Raw genomic sequence first — 14009 nt, forward strand, 5'->3', positions numbered from 1 at the left:
GGGTTTGGCACAGAAAAAAGCCAGCGGTATGATGCGCTTTTACCGCTCATCAACACAGCCTTCTTAAAATTACATGATCGATAAATGGACAACCTCACTTATCCAGCCACCGTTGCGATTGGCTGCGTTGCAGTTAAAGCATCGTGGCATCACACCGGACCAGGTCACCGTTGCCGGTTTTCTGATGGGCATGCTGGCAGTCCCATTGCTGGCCTTTGAGTTCTACTCACTGGCTTTAGTGATGATTTTGAGTAACAGGATACTGGATGGTCTTGATGGAGCACTGGCCAGGCTGGGCAACCCATCAGATGCTGGCGGGTTTCTGGATATTACCCTGGATTTTATTTTTTATTCGGCCATTGTCATGGGCTTTGCCCTGGCGTCACCGGCACACAATGCGGTGGCAGCGTGCGTCCTGATTTTCTCCTTTATGGGCACCGGAGCCAGCTTTCTTGCCTATGCCATCATGGCTGAGAAACATCAGCTGTCAGACCCGCGCTTCAAACACAAATCCCTGTATTACCTGGGAGGTCTGGCCGAGGGTACAGAAACCATTGCGCTGTTTGTGCTTTTTTGTCTGCTGCCCGGTTATTTTCCACAACTTGCCCTGGGTTTTGCCGTTATATGCATTTTAACTGCGGCTCTCAGGGTCTGGTCTGGTTACCAAAGTATTGAGCAGGCAGAGAAAGAAAAGCACCAAAAGCCAGTCACCTAGGGATTGAGCCATTTTTTAGAGTGTTTTTAACAAATTCAGGGAACTGCATTTGCAGCAACCCCTGATTTGGCCTTGGATACTCAAGCTAAATTTTCTTCACCAAGCGTTGCTATAAGGTTTCTTACATAATCTTCAGTGAGCTCAGCAAAGCAGGTAAGCAACCTTCTTTCTACCGGACGTTTGGTAAGCTCATCTACATCTAATACATCTAATACGTGCATATCTTCAACTTTATGGAGTCCATTAAAGATGATGCTATCGCCAGGTTTTTCGTATTTAAATGTTTTTATGGTTTCTTCTACAGGAACGCACTTAGCATCTGATTCTTCTGCAAAACTTAATGCTCCACCAGAAAAACCATTGTTTTTTTGAATATAGGGGGATAAAAGAGTTGTCATGCTTAAAGAAGAGGCATCTTTATGCCAGGGCATATTACATATCTGTTGTTGTGCCGGGGTAAATATATACCTGAGCACTCCGCAATGAACCTTCACAGTAAAATTCTTCCAATTGAGTTTGCGCCCCATGGATTGTAAGGCCTCTTTACACATTTCATTTATTGACTCTGTATTTGGCGCAAAATCTTGGTCAAAGTCCTCTGTACCTGAAAGTTTACCATTTTCATCAAATGTTACTGTTGAAAATACACGGCTCACATTTTCAGCTCTAATGTTGACTCGCTGCATTTGATTTCCATTGTTAAGGAACTTCCAGGTAGGCAAATTATCAATTTCCTGATGTGCTTTTTCCATGGCTAATTTTGAAACAGCATCAGGCACTTTAACAATTATTTTTCCAGCATAATTCTTTCTTTCAGATTCTGTTACCTTTTGAGACATTAATATCTCTTCAAAATAATCAGGATTAGCCATCTTAGCTGTAGTTAAATTTTTTTGTAATGGTGCAGCTGCATACATATAAAGATTCCTTACCATCTTAAAATATCATATATAGATTTTAAGGTGGAATGATCTGACAGTGTGTTTAACAATTTTCACTGTAAAGGATTAAGATAACTGACACCATTGAACAAAGAGAAATTATCCAAATGGCTGTAATCTTTCAGGTCAGGAGATTAAATAAGCTGGCTAATCGTCCCACTATAAAATCAGGCAATTGTAATATAGTCTAAATTTTAAAAACTCCCAGCACGCCCTAAAATTAATTTGCAAGCAATTAAGTTCAACTGGTTGGTACCTGACACAACTATGATTCGGGCGGCAGCCAGCCGTTTAATTTAAACTGTATTCTACACTTGCACATACCGGCCTTACAAAAATCCAGAAGGCTGAACTTGCAACACCCCTTGGTTTTGGCGTTAAACTAAAGCTAAATTTTCTTCACCCAGCGCTACTGAGAGATGTCTTACATCATTTTCAGATGGATTAGTAAAGCAAACAAGCAACAATCTTTGTACGGATTGTTCTTTAAGCTTCTTTTCATTCAATACATACATTTTTTTAACTTTATGAAGTGAGTTAATATTATCAAAGATGAAGCCGTCTCCTTGCTCTTTGTATTCAAATGTTTTTATGGTAGATTTTTCAGGAATACCAGAAGAACTTCTAGGAAGAGTACCAGAAACATTTGAATCTTTTGCAAAACTCAATGCTCCACCACAAAAACCATTATCGTGTTGGTTATATGGTGATAACAGTGTTGTCATGGATAAAGTACATTTATCTCTATGCCATGGCATATTACATATCAATGTTTGCTCACTGGTGAATGGGTACCTGATCAAAGAGCACCAAGCCTCCACAGTACAATTCCTCCAGTGGAGTTTGCGCCCCATTGTTTGCAAAGCCTCTTTACACATTTTGTTTATTGAATCTGTATTCGGCTTAAAATTTTTATCAAAGACCTCTGTATCTGAAAGTTTGCCAGATGCGTCAAATGTTATTGTTGATGGAAATAGATATTTATTATGTTTTTCTGGGTCAATGATTCTGATATCCTGCAATTTATTACCGTTGTTGTCAAAATCGATTGTAGTCAATCTATCAATTTCCTGAAACGCTTTTGCCAAGGTTGTTTTTAAAACAGTATTTGTTACCTTAACAATCACTCTTCCAGAATTTTTCCCCGCCTTTATTGATTCCTTCTTACCCGATAAGGATGAACCTTCAAAAGAATCAGTGAAAGCCACTGTAGACTCAGCACTTAATGATGCGGTTAAATACATATTAAAAATGCCTACCTGTTTTATAACTCATATCTGAATTTTGGACTAGGTGCTCAGACTAAATTTTCTTTACCAAGTGCTTCTGAAAGAGTGATTACATCACCTATAGATGGCCAGGCAAAACAAAGAAGCAGCAGTCTTTCTACGATTTCTTCTCCATCCTTAATTTCATGCAATAGATGCATGTTTTCAACTTTATGCAATGATTTCAAACCATCAAAGATGAAGCCATCTCCCGGCTTTTTGTACTCAAGTGTTTTTATGGTACCCGCTACAGGAACTCCTGGAGAAAATAATGAATTTTGTGCAAAACTCAATTCTCCACCAGTAAAACCATTACCGTGTTGATAATATGGCGATAAAAGTGTTGTCATGGATAAATTACATCCATCTTTATGCCATTCCATATTGCATACCTGTGTTTGTTCAGGGGTAAATTGATACCTGAGCACATTACAACGAACCCCAATAGAGAAATCCTTCCAGTTAAGTTTTTGTCCCATTGTTTGCAAGGCCTCTTTACACATTGCCTTTATTGAATCTGTATGGGGCGCAAATTTTCTTTCAAATGCTTCTGTATCTGAAAGTTTACCAGCTGCATCAAAAGTTACCTGTGTTGGATGCTGAGAAACCTTGGAGTATTCTGAAGCAACAAGTTCAACCTGTCGTATTCTATTACCACTATTGAAAAAATCAGAAGTAGGTAAATTTTTAATTTCCTGAATAGCTTTTGCCAAGGTTAATTGTGGCACAGCATCTGGTGCTTTAACAATTATTCTCCCAAACTTGCTTGCTTTTTCGAATGATACGTTTTCATCAGGCAAGGATGGATCTTCGATAGAACCAGATGAAGCCACAGTTGAATGAGTACTGGATGCTGTAGTCGAATACATCTTAAAAATTCCTTCCTTTTTTTATAAATCATATTTAGAAATCTCATGATAGTCTAAATTTTAAAATCTCACTTATCACTCCAGTCAACCAATTGATCCACTTTGAAAGGCAATAAATATATCCGGAACAACAAATACTGCGTGAGATTCGGGACAGTTTATGAAATATCCGGGTTAAGCAGCAAGAATAACAACTTTCACATGTAAAACCTGCATCTTGAAACTGTCTGGTTATATAGCCTAAAGTCAATGCTATTGAATTACAGAGAATAAAACATGGATACCATTATCCGGCACGCCGAAACTCCTGACTTGCACGCTATTGGAGAGTTTTTCCGCGACCCGGGAGTAACCCGCCAGACCAGCCAGATCCCTTACCGCCCCCAGGCGTATTGGCACAATCTGTTCAATATGGACGACAAGAACCATATACAGCTGGTAGCCGAGTCCTCAGGACAAATCCTTGGCCTTCTCGGGTTACAAATACAGGACAACCCACGACGCAAACACTGCGCAAGTTTTGCTATTACCGTGCATCCGGATGCCCAGGGACAAGGCATCGGTAAACAGCTCATGTCGGCCATGGTAGAACTCGCCGACAACTGGTTGAACCTGGTGCGGATCGAATTAGACGTTTATACCGACAACTCCCGGGCTATCAGCCTCTACCAGGGCTTCGGCTTTGCGATAGAAGGTGAAAGCAAATGTGATGCCTTTCGCGATGGACAACTGGTCAACAGCTACCGGATGTCCAGAATCCGATTACCCGTAGCAACCCCGAAACCAGAGCTCACGCGACGACATAAAGCCCATCCCGGAATGACTGTTCGCGTCTTCAAACCTGAAGATACAGAAGCGGTTATCAGGCTATGGCAACAGTGTGGCCTGACCACTCCACAGAATAATCCACAACGTGATATCGATCGAAAAGTGGCCATCAATGACGGCCTTTTCCTGGTAGGGCTGATCGAAAAGGAAATCGTTGCATCGGTTATGGGGGGTTACGAGGGTCATAGAGGCTGGGTGAACTATCTGGCCGTCGCTCCCCAATGGCAACAATACGGACTGGGCAGAACCCTGATGGAAAAGCTGGAAACTCGTCTGGCAAAGCTGGGATGCCCAAAGATCAACCTGCAGGTACGCAGCGCCAACCAACAGGTTTTGGCCTTCTATCAATCCCTGGGTTACCAGACAGACCAGGTCATCAGCATGGGAAAACGTCTGGTGCAGGAAAGCGCTAATACACCTGCACCCCGCTCATCCTGAAGCGATGTCGAAGGGTGATTGGCACGGTCTTTATTCAGAGTATGGTAAGTAGTTGGCCAAATGGAATCGTATATTTCTGGCTAAATGGGCAGTTGCTATGCAAGGCGCAACGTAGGGAGCATAGCCGTAGCTATGTGACCGGAGTTGCAACGCCGCACGACTGCATGGATGCAGGAGATAGAGCAACGCAGGAGCAGTTGCCGGGAGTGACTGACAACTTAGTCAGAAATATATGATTTCATTTGGTTAACTACTTATTTACGCCCTTCGACTCCGCTGAGGACGAACGGAGTTTGGGCATCATTGATAGAGGGAACCCATCAAATACATTGAAACCATGTACCAGGAGGCTGACCGAGAATAGATTCCAAAAACTCTTTGCAACTCTCAGAGCAGAAAACAGTCTGATATTATGATTCCACATAATATGTAGTGCATCATGACTATTATCAGACGGCTTATCTCAATACTGGTTCTGCTCTCGTTTGCCACGGTGGGCAACACCGCCTCACAACGCCCTGTAGCCAACGATTTATCGTCGGCAGACTCCCGGCCCAAGCCAAAAGAAGTGGCATTCTCCCCCCGGAAACTCCGGCTGATTGACTATAATCCTGTGTCCGGAAACTACCTGTTCCGGGGCAACATGCCCGTTATCAAAGGCCAGTTTGCCTATCAAAAGCTTATTGACACCATGAACCAGAGAAGTATGGAACAGCTCCATACCCCCCTTCCCGAAGACATCTATATTTATGATTTTTCGTTGATCAGCAAACTCGGTGAACGTCATTTACTGAAACAGGAACAGATGTTTGCCCAAATCAACCCGGATCTGATGCAGCTGATCCACCATCCGGTTTATGGTGCTGCTTCCAATCCTGACTATTACCCGACGTCAGTTCTCCACATCATGCTCAAACTTCCCTTTATTGGTGATGTATACAAACTGGTAGACAAGCTCAACAAATTACTTAATCAGGAGTACAGTAGGCCTGCCGCCATTTTTGTGCACTGTCAGGCTGGCAGTGACCGGACAGGCATGGTCATTGGCACTTATCAGATGCAGTTTCTGGGCAAAAGCTACCTTGAGGTGATTGCGGAAGCAGAGGAAGTTGCAGGAAGACCGCTCAGGTCTCTGCAAAAAGAGCACTGAAATGGATTGCCTATTATTTGCGGGATAGTAAAGGCATTCAGAGTGTTGGTGCCATTTACTAACTCGGCTGATGATCAAAACAGTTCCAGGTACGGCTGACACAACGTTCTATTTGACCTCCCTTTTGTCCTGCAAGCGCTCTTGCCATTATTTGGCGCACAGCCACCATAACAGGTCAGCCGCTACCTTTTAATCTTTGCAAATTGGTGGTTTGTGGCGTGCCCGATACATAGTAAAATAATCCGTTTTCATTCAGGCAAGATAGATCCAACAATGGCAATAAACTGGTATCCCGGCCATATGCACAAGGCCAAAAAAGAGATCCGTGAAGTGATACCAAAGATGGATCTTATTATCGAGGTGCTGGACGCGCGGCTTCCCTTCAGCAGTGAGAACCCGATGGTTGCCTCCCTGCGTAAAGACACCCCCTGCATCAAGATTCTCAACAAGAGTGATCTGGCTGATCCGGTGGTCACCCAACAATGGGTAGACCATATCAACCGCACTTCCGGCATGAAGGCCATTGCCGTCAATCTGAAGCAGCCGGACAAAATTCGCAGCATTCTGGCTATGGCACCCGCCATGGTTCCTGAGCGAAATCTGGAGGTCAGCCAGCTGAAGGCCATCATCCTCGGCATCCCCAATGTGGGCAAATCCACCACCATCAATATTCTGGCCAGTCGCACAGTTGCCAAAACCGGCAATGAGCCGGCGGTCACCAAGCAGCAGCAGAGAATCAAACTGCCCAATAATATTGTCTTGCTGGACACCCCCGGCTTTCTCTGGCCCAAGCTTGAGCCGGAAGATTGCGGCTACCGTCTGGCCATCAGCGGAGCCATCAAAAACACGGTTATTGAGTTTGAAGACGTTGCCATGTACCTGGCCGAGTTTATGATGCAGCATTATCCGGATGCGCTGTTGCAGCGTTACCAGCTTAAGGATATTCCGCAAACCGGCATTGAGCTGTTTGACAGGATCGGTCAACGGCGTGGCTGTATGCGCAGGGGCGGTATTGCCGATACCCATAAGGTTGCCGAAATTCTGATCAATGAGTTCCGGGATGGCCAGCTCGGTCGTATTACCCTGGAAACACCGGAAATGATTACAGCCCAGCTGCAGGCCATGGAAGCAGCAAAATTGGCAAGGGAAGCAGACAAGGCTGAAAAATAACCAGCATATTTATCAGACACTGAGGTTTGGACAATGATAACCTCTCGATATTCACACCATTCAACAGGACTACAGGAAAATAATACCGATGAGAAAGTTGTTATTGGTACTTATGTTTGCATTTCCGATGATGGCTTTTGCCAAAGCGACGGACAGCGTTGAAAATACCAGCCAGTTTCAGGAAGGTCCCCATTACAAAGTCGTTAAAGGGCTTGCTCCTTCTACCAGGCCAACCGTGACTGAGCTGTTTTCTATTTACTGTGGAGGCTGCTATCAGTGGGAGAAAGGACCACTGATTACCCTGAAGAGCTGGCTGAGCCAGCAGGGCATTGAGTTCAAACAGGCGCATATGAACTTTATGGGTGCCTATGCCAAACAGGCCACCCTGGCCTTGGCCATGACCCAGGGTACACCGCGCCACAACGCCGTCAAACAGGCTCTTTTCAGCCGCCTTCATGTAGAGCGTAAGGGCGACTGGCGAAACGATGCGGAATTCTTCCAGACCCTGGAAAAGGCAGGACTGAAACAGTCTGACTTCGAGGCGAACCAGAATAACCTGTTAGTGATGAGAACAGTACTGGACTGGAACCAGTATGGCGAACACGTTCATGCCGTTCCCGGCTTTATGGTGAATAACCGTTACCTGATCAATATGGGCAGCTTGAAGTCCCATGACGAGCTGAACGCGCTGATCACCTACCTGACCAAACTTCCAGCGGAAGAGACACAATAACACTGCGCTGATGGCTTTTCGCTGACCCAACCGGAAAGCCATAAGTAACTTCGAGAGGGATCACCATTGGCTGCTGAACAAAACCCCAATAGCCTCTTTCAACGTTTGAAAGACAGCCCACTGCAAACAATCCAAGGCTGGCAGCGTTTACGAGTCACCTGGCTTATTATGTTTGCCACTGCGCTCTTTCTGGAGCTTTGCGCTCTGGGCTTTCAGTATATTCTGCATATGGATCCCTGTGAGCGCTGCGTCTATCAGCGGCTCGCCGTTCTGGTGTTGATGTTGGCACCATTGGTTATCATCATTTCCCCCACCCAGCTGTTTTTCAGGATCACAGGTTACACGCTCTGGATTGCTGGTGCACTGTATGGACTGAAGGAAGCCATTGCCCAAATGGCAGACTACGCCGAGTTTAATCCGTTTTCTTCCAGCTGCAGCTTCCGCCCGACCTTCCCTTTCGACCTGCCTCTCTATGAATGGTGGCCCTCCCTGTTTATGCCCACCGGACTCTGCGGTGCCGATGACTGGACCCTGCTTACCCTGAACATGGCAGAATGGATGGTCGTGATTTTCTCAATTTATCTGTTGGCTGCTGTGACCTGCATTATCAGCTCCCTATACGCTGCGCTCTTCAAAAAGCCGTGAATGGCTGTGCATCAATTTCATCAATCAACCCATTGCCACCCTGCCAGGTAGAATTCACGATCTTTTACCTGGCTGTAAATTTCTGTGATACATCGCTAGGAGGCTGACCGAGAATAGACTGCCCTACGCGGCAACTGCTCCTGCGTTGCTCTAGCTCCTGCATCCATGCAGTCGTGCGGTGGCAGAAAATTGAGGATAAAAATCCGCTTTTGTTCGGCAAATAGCCCCGCTATTCACCTCACAAAACCGAATTTTTATCCTCAATTTTCTGCCATCCTCGCTACGGGCGCTATTCTCGGTCAGCCTCCTAGCCAAAGCAATCATGGCACGTTAACGGACACCGCCTAACCGCCCGGGGTCTTTTGTCATCGAAAATACCGCGTGCATAAACTGCACGCAGTTGGTGTGCCCTTCATTGGTAGAAAGACCCAGCGGGCTCAAACCATTTTTCGTTAACAGCCTGATGTTTGCTCCGCGCTCCAGCAAGTGTTTCAGAATCTCAATATTGCCTTCTGAGGCGGCAATGTGAACTGGTGCCCAACCGTCATGATCGGTGATATTGATACTGGCTCCTTTTTCGCTCAGCAGTCGTGCTGCTTCAATGTTGTTATTCCACACAGCCATGTGCAGGGACGTATCACCGTGGTCATTGGCTGCATCAATCTTTGCCCCATGGTTGATAAGGATATGCATGCATTTGATATGTCCTTCTTCGGTCGCAAGGTGGAGCGGCGTATGACCAAATATCCCGGCTTTGTTGATATCTGCCTTAAAGTGGATCAATTGTTCCAGAAAATCCGGATAGCCAGAACAGGCTGCATTACATGCGGCCGTGTAGCCCATGGCGTCGCCGTTATCAACATCGGCTCCACGGGAGAGCAGGTACAGCAGGCACGCCATCTGTTTCATTAACACGGCTTTGTGCAAGGGTGCATAACCGCGATTGTTGACGGCATTGATATTGGCTCCACCATTAATTAATGGCGGCAAAGACTCAATGCGCCCGGCATCGACCCCTTTATGCAGGGGAGTATCGCCGTGCTGGTCGGTTACCGTTGGATTTGCCCCTGCTGCCAGCAGAAGATCCATACACCTGGTGTGGCCACCGTCGGCAGCCAAATGCAGAGGCGTGGCACCATGATACCCCTCAACTCCATTGATATCGGCCCGGTTACGGATCAGCAGATTGAGTATACGGTCATCACCTTGCCCGGCGGCGATGTGCAATAGCCCGATGTTGCAGCACGTGTGAGCAGAATAATAGTGTTGCCGGGCCATGTCCGGTTCTTGCTCCACTATGGCCTGTATGGCCTGCCAATCTCCGTTGCAACAGGCAACCAGTGCCGGTGACTCACAATAACGGGTGGTTGGCGCTAACCTGTCCCAGGCCACCTGCACCAGCGGTAAAGCACCCTGTGGACAGACAGCACAGGTTCGAAATTCAGGAAATCCCGACTGCCCGTCCAGGTGCCGACGTATACATTCCAGATGGAAAGTATGGTGGCAAGCTGTTTTGACTATTGAGCGTCGGGCAGATGTGCCAACTGTGTCATTACTGCTGGCAGAGTCGGTTTGTTTGGCACAGAGTAAACAGGTGGTTTCAGATGTAGCAACACCATTCATCATAAACAACACACTCCTGAGTTAGACAAGATTCAGTAAACTATGGCAGCTGTAAATCGGAGGTCGTTTGATAGTTTTTACAGTAGCGAAAAAAAACTTAATTCAGTAATAGCCCATCTGACCAGTATCTGCATACCTCACCACTTTATTCACCCAATTTAAATCTTTAACGACAAAGGCAAATAGATAAAATATGACAAATTCAAAGTAATGGATTCATTAGTGTCGGGATTAGCAACATGTTCAAACAACTCAATAACGCAACAGCTCAGCCTGTTGTGTGGTCATCTTACACAGCAGAAGTGTTGTGGGCAGATCCTCATATTGCCAGACAAATGATGGCCTACCATCTAAACCCGGATATCAACGCTGCCTCCAGATCGCTTGATTTTATTGATGAATCGGTCAGCTGGCTTATTTCAAGCTTTGGCCTTAATCAATCTTCAACGGTCATAGACTTTGGCTGCGGCCCGGGGCTGTATACCCAGCGCCTGAAAAAACAGGGAACAGGCACTGTGGTGGGTCTTGATTTCTCTCAAAACTCTCTTGAGTACGCAAGCCAGCAGGCAGACCGGTCGAACCTGGACATCGAATACCACCTGGGCAATTACCTGGACTACCACGATTCACGACAGTTTGATTTGATCACATTAGTGATGTGTGACTTCTGTGCCCTGAACCCGTCGCAACGTTCCGGGTTGCTGGATAAGTTTAAGTCAATGCTTAAGCCAAATGGGGTGATTGCCCTGGATGTCTATACCTCTACACGGTTTGAGAAACAAACCGAGGACGTGGTACTTGCCAGAAACGCCATGAACGGTTTCTGGAGTGCACAGGACTACTGGTGTATCCAGTCTTCCTTCTTGTACAGACCTGAACTGGTCACCCTGGACAAGTATGTTATCTGTGAAGCAGAACGGGAGTGGACGGTCTATAACTGGCTGCAGCACTTTACCCTTGACATGCTGCGCAGGGAGCTTGAACAACACGGCTTGGAAATTCAGGCCCCTTACAGTGATTTGCGCGGCAGACCCTGGGCTGATGGTGATGAAATGGCGGTAATCATTGGTCTTAAATAACCACCGTGTATGTAACAGGGGCGATGACATCGCCTCTGTTAAAAGTTCCATTGATGGGTTAATTGCTAAATTCAGCAATGGTTCTCAAGGTTTCCAGTACGCCTCGGGCAGCCTCCCGGGCATGGTCATTTACCGGCTGATACCTGGGCTGATAGAGGCAATTTAATGGCCGGTCATAAACCGGCCTCATCTCATCATGAATAATGTTATGGTCCTGATAGGTCAGATAACGGGTTTCCAAAATGATGCCACTGGCAGGACCACCCAGTTTGCACATCGCCCAGCCTGGCTCAAGCTGCTGAATACCCTGGGAAAAGGTATCATAGCTGAATGAACGCCTCAGTTTATTCAAGCGCCAGTAAGTCGAGTCATTCACGGCATCTATTTCAACCCCGTCAACCGTCAGTTTGAACTGGCCTTCCTCATTCGACATCACATTAGGATCAATCCCGGTGCCGTAGAAATTAACCTCTGTAACCACCTCATCGTCAAGATAGTGCTTCATACTTAACAACAACTTATGGTGATCATCCACGGCATTGGCCAGTGCCGACAGCAAAAGCAGAGATAGACAAATAGTTCTTGAAACCACGCTGGTTACTCCTTAGGCAGAATATAACGACTGGCAGTTTAGACACCTGTAAAGCACTTAAGTTCTGTATTTGGGAAAATGAATATCAGGTGCGACCAGGATCAAAGAATCGAAAAAAAGCCGCGTTCCAACGGAAAGCGGCTCTGGATTGTTTATCGGTTCAGTGGCTTCATACCCGAACGGTCTCACCCTCCTCTACGGGCTCTGATGCTTTCCCGCCACGGCGGGGAATACGAATATCATCCACCATATCCTGCACCGCTTTGGGTGGTGCCTCCGTAGCATGGCAAACCACCAGGGAGACCGCAAAGTTGATCAACATACCCAGGGTACCAATGCCTTCTGGTGACACGCCGAACCACCACTGTTCCGCAGTGCCCCCCAGAAATTTGAAGTAGATAATATAAGAAGCCGTAAACAGCAGGCCTGTGACCATACCGGCAATCGCCCCTTCACGGTTCATCCGCTTGTAGAAAATACCCAGAAGAATCGCGGGGAAGAATGAAGACGCCGCCAGGCCAAAGGCAAAAGCCACCACCGAGGCCACAAATCCTGGCGGGTAGATGCCTGCCAGACCGGCCACACCAATAGCGGCAGCGGCAGCAATACGGGCCGCCAGCAATTCTTGCTTATCGGTAATGCCGGGCATCAGATTCCGCTTCAGCAGGTCATGGGAAATGGAGGTGGAAATAACCAGCAGCAAGCCAGCTGCGGTAGAAAGGGCCGCCGCCAGACCTCCGGCCGCTACCAGTGCAATGACCCAACCGGGGAGGTTGGCGATTTCAGGGTTGGCCAGCACCATAATGTCGCGATCAACATACAGTTCATTGGCGTTGCCAGTCTGGTTATTGCTGACCAGTCGCTCACCACTGTCACCCCGTGCGTCAATAAACGACGGCTTACCTTCGATCGGAGCACCCGGGTGATACTGAATTTTGCCATCGTCGTTTTTGTCGACCCAGGCCATCAAACCAGAGTTTTCCCAGTTGGCAAACCACTCAGGCAGCTGCTCATATTCAGCTTCAGAAACCGTTTGCAGCAGATTGATACGGGCAAAGCTGGCCACCGCTGGCGCTGTGGTATAGAGCACAGCAATAAACAGCAGCGCATAACCGGCCGATTTACGGGCGTCACGCACCGTTGGGGTGGTGAAGAAACGCACGATAACGTGGGGCAAACCGGCAGTACCGACCATCAGCGCCATGGTGATAAAGAACACGTCAATGGTGGACTTGGAGCCATCGGTATACTGGGCAAAGCCTAGTTCCTGAGACAGGCCGTTCAGTTTCTCCAGCACCGAGAGCCCGGTGCCTGCAACGTCACTGCCAAAGCCCAACTGGGGAATCGGGTTGCCGGTAATCATCATGGAAATAAAGATCGCGGGCACCAGATAGGCGAAAATCATCACACAGTATTGCGCTACCTGAGTGTAGGTAATGCCTTTCATGCCCCCCAGCACAGCGTAGACAAAGACGATACCCATCCCGATCATGACCCCGATATTGATATCCACCTCCAGGTAACGGGAGAAGACAATACCGACGCCGCGCATCTGTCCGGCAACATAGGTAAAGGAAATAAAGATAACGCATATAACAGCAACCACCCGGGCGGTCTGGCTGTAATAACGTTCAGCGACAAAGTCCGGCACAGTGAACTGGCCAAATTTGCGCAGATAAGGCGCAAGGCACATGGCCAGCAATACATAGCCCCCGGTCCAGCCCATCAGATACATGGCCCCGTCACGCCCCATAAAGGAGATAATACCGGCCATGGAAATAAAAGAGGCCGCCGACATCCAGTCCGCTGCGGTTGCCATGCCGTTGGCGACGGGATGAACGCCGCCACCGGCCACATAATAGTCTTTGGTTGAGCCAGCCCTGGACCAGATAGCAATACCGATATAGAGCGCAAACGATAACCCGACAAAAAGGAAGATCAGTGTTTGAGTCGTCATC

General features: G+C 47.2%; 13 protein-coding genes. 7 read left to right on the forward strand and 6 right to left on the reverse strand.

The window, feature by feature from the left end:
- Positions 1-73: 73 nt before the first annotated feature.
- Positions 74-715 carry a CDP-alcohol phosphatidyltransferase family protein gene (locus O3276_RS08545; RefSeq protein ID WP_269675255.1) on the forward strand — a complete coding sequence of 214 codons (642 nt, stop codon included), beginning with the start codon at positions 74-76 and terminating at the stop codon, positions 713-715.
- A gap of 80 nt (positions 716-795) precedes the next feature.
- Here O3276_RS08545 and O3276_RS08550 read toward each other — a convergent pair whose 3' ends face one another.
- From O3276_RS08550 to O3276_RS08560, 3 genes are all read right to left on the reverse strand, one after another.
- Complete coding sequence (locus O3276_RS08550) at positions 796-1632, reverse strand: hypothetical protein (RefSeq protein WP_269675256.1); 837 nt, start codon at positions 1630-1632, stop codon at positions 796-798.
- Positions 1633-2033: 401 nt separating this feature from the next.
- Complete coding sequence (locus O3276_RS08555) at positions 2034-2900, reverse strand: hypothetical protein (protein ID WP_269675257.1); 867 nt, start codon at positions 2898-2900, stop codon at positions 2034-2036.
- Between the two features lie 53 nt (positions 2901-2953).
- Positions 2954-3793: a hypothetical protein gene (locus tag O3276_RS08560; RefSeq protein WP_269675258.1), complete on the reverse strand. Its 840-nt coding sequence runs from the start codon at positions 3791-3793 to the stop codon at positions 2954-2956.
- Between the two features lie 276 nt (positions 3794-4069).
- Here O3276_RS08560 and O3276_RS08565 point away from each other — a divergent pair, with 276 nt between their 5' ends.
- The 5 genes from O3276_RS08565 (at position 4070) to O3276_RS08585 (ending at position 8757) form a co-directional block, all read left to right on the forward strand.
- The gene (locus O3276_RS08565; protein WP_269675259.1) at positions 4070-5059 is read left to right on the forward strand and encodes a GNAT family acetyltransferase; all 990 of its coding nucleotides are present in this window, start codon (positions 4070-4072) and stop codon (positions 5057-5059) included.
- Positions 5060-5498: 439 nt separating this feature from the next.
- Positions 5499-6209, forward strand: a complete 711-nt coding sequence (locus O3276_RS08570) for a protein-tyrosine phosphatase family protein (protein WP_269675260.1) — start codon at positions 5499-5501, stop codon at positions 6207-6209.
- 273 nt (positions 6210-6482) lie between these two features.
- Entirely contained in the window at positions 6483-7379 is an 897-nt protein-coding gene (gene ylqF / locus O3276_RS08575; RefSeq protein WP_269675261.1) for a ribosome biogenesis GTPase YlqF, read from the forward strand.
- An 88-nt stretch (positions 7380-7467) separates the two neighbouring features.
- On the forward strand, positions 7468-8112 hold the full coding sequence (locus O3276_RS08580) for a thioredoxin domain-containing protein (RefSeq protein ID WP_269675262.1): 645 nt from the start codon (positions 7468-7470) through the stop codon (positions 8110-8112).
- Positions 8113-8178: 66 nt separating this feature from the next.
- Positions 8179-8757 (forward strand): disulfide bond formation protein B, encoded by a 579-nt coding sequence (locus O3276_RS08585; protein WP_269675263.1) that lies wholly within the window; start codon positions 8179-8181, stop codon positions 8755-8757.
- A gap of 330 nt (positions 8758-9087) precedes the next feature.
- On the opposite strand, the gene O3276_RS08590 is transcribed toward O3276_RS08585, so the two are convergent.
- Positions 9088-10383, reverse strand: coding sequence for an ankyrin repeat domain-containing protein (locus tag O3276_RS08590; protein WP_269675264.1), 1296 nt, complete (start codon positions 10381-10383; stop codon positions 9088-9090).
- Between the two features lie 236 nt (positions 10384-10619).
- Here O3276_RS08590 and O3276_RS08595 point away from each other — a divergent pair, with 236 nt between their 5' ends.
- Positions 10620-11459, forward strand: coding sequence for a class I SAM-dependent methyltransferase (locus tag O3276_RS08595; RefSeq protein ID WP_269675265.1), 840 nt, complete (start codon positions 10620-10622; stop codon positions 11457-11459).
- A 58-nt stretch (positions 11460-11517) separates the two neighbouring features.
- Here the strand turns inward: O3276_RS08595 and O3276_RS08600 are convergent, their stop codons facing one another.
- Entirely contained in the window at positions 11518-12051 is a 534-nt protein-coding gene (locus O3276_RS08600) for a hypothetical protein (RefSeq protein WP_269675266.1), read from the reverse strand.
- Positions 12052-12220: 169 nt separating this feature from the next.
- The gene (locus O3276_RS08605; protein WP_269675267.1) at positions 12221-14008 is read right to left on the reverse strand and encodes a sodium:solute symporter family protein; all 1788 of its coding nucleotides are present in this window, start codon (positions 14006-14008) and stop codon (positions 12221-12223) included.
- Position 14009: the final 1 nt, after the last annotated feature.

This window comes from Endozoicomonas sp. GU-1 (genome assembly GCF_027366395.1).
In the GTDB taxonomy this organism is placed as follows: Bacteria; Pseudomonadota; Gammaproteobacteria; order Pseudomonadales; family Endozoicomonadaceae; genus Endozoicomonas.

Excerpts from the sequence above, each read along its gene's own strand:
- O3276_RS08545 (WP_269675255.1), top strand. The coding sequence starts at position 74 with ATGATCGATAAATGGACAACCTCACTTATCCAGCCACCGTTGCGATTG.
- O3276_RS08550 (WP_269675256.1), bottom strand. The coding sequence starts at position 1,632 with ATGTATGCAGCTGCACCATTACAAAAAAATTTAACTACAGCTAAGATG.
- O3276_RS08555 (WP_269675257.1), bottom strand. The coding sequence starts at position 2,900 with ATGTATTTAACCGCATCATTAAGTGCTGAGTCTACAGTGGCTTTCACT.
- O3276_RS08560 (WP_269675258.1), bottom strand. The coding sequence starts at position 3,793 with ATGTATTCGACTACAGCATCCAGTACTCATTCAACTGTGGCTTCATCT.
- O3276_RS08565 (WP_269675259.1), top strand. The coding sequence starts at position 4,070 with ATGGATACCATTATCCGGCACGCCGAAACTCCTGACTTGCACGCTATT.
- O3276_RS08570 (WP_269675260.1), top strand. The coding sequence starts at position 5,499 with ATGACTATTATCAGACGGCTTATCTCAATACTGGTTCTGCTCTCGTTT.
- ylqF (WP_269675261.1), top strand. The coding sequence starts at position 6,483 with ATGGCAATAAACTGGTATCCCGGCCATATGCACAAGGCCAAAAAAGAG.
- O3276_RS08580 (WP_269675262.1), top strand. The coding sequence starts at position 7,468 with ATGAGAAAGTTGTTATTGGTACTTATGTTTGCATTTCCGATGATGGCT.
- O3276_RS08590 (WP_269675264.1), bottom strand. The coding sequence starts at position 10,383 with ATGATGAATGGTGTTGCTACATCTGAAACCACCTGTTTACTCTGTGCC.
- O3276_RS08595 (WP_269675265.1), top strand. The coding sequence starts at position 10,620 with ATGTTCAAACAACTCAATAACGCAACAGCTCAGCCTGTTGTGTGGTCA.
- O3276_RS08605 (WP_269675267.1), bottom strand. The coding sequence starts at position 14,008 with ATGACGACTCAAACACTGATCTTCCTTTTTGTCGGGTTATCGTTTGCG.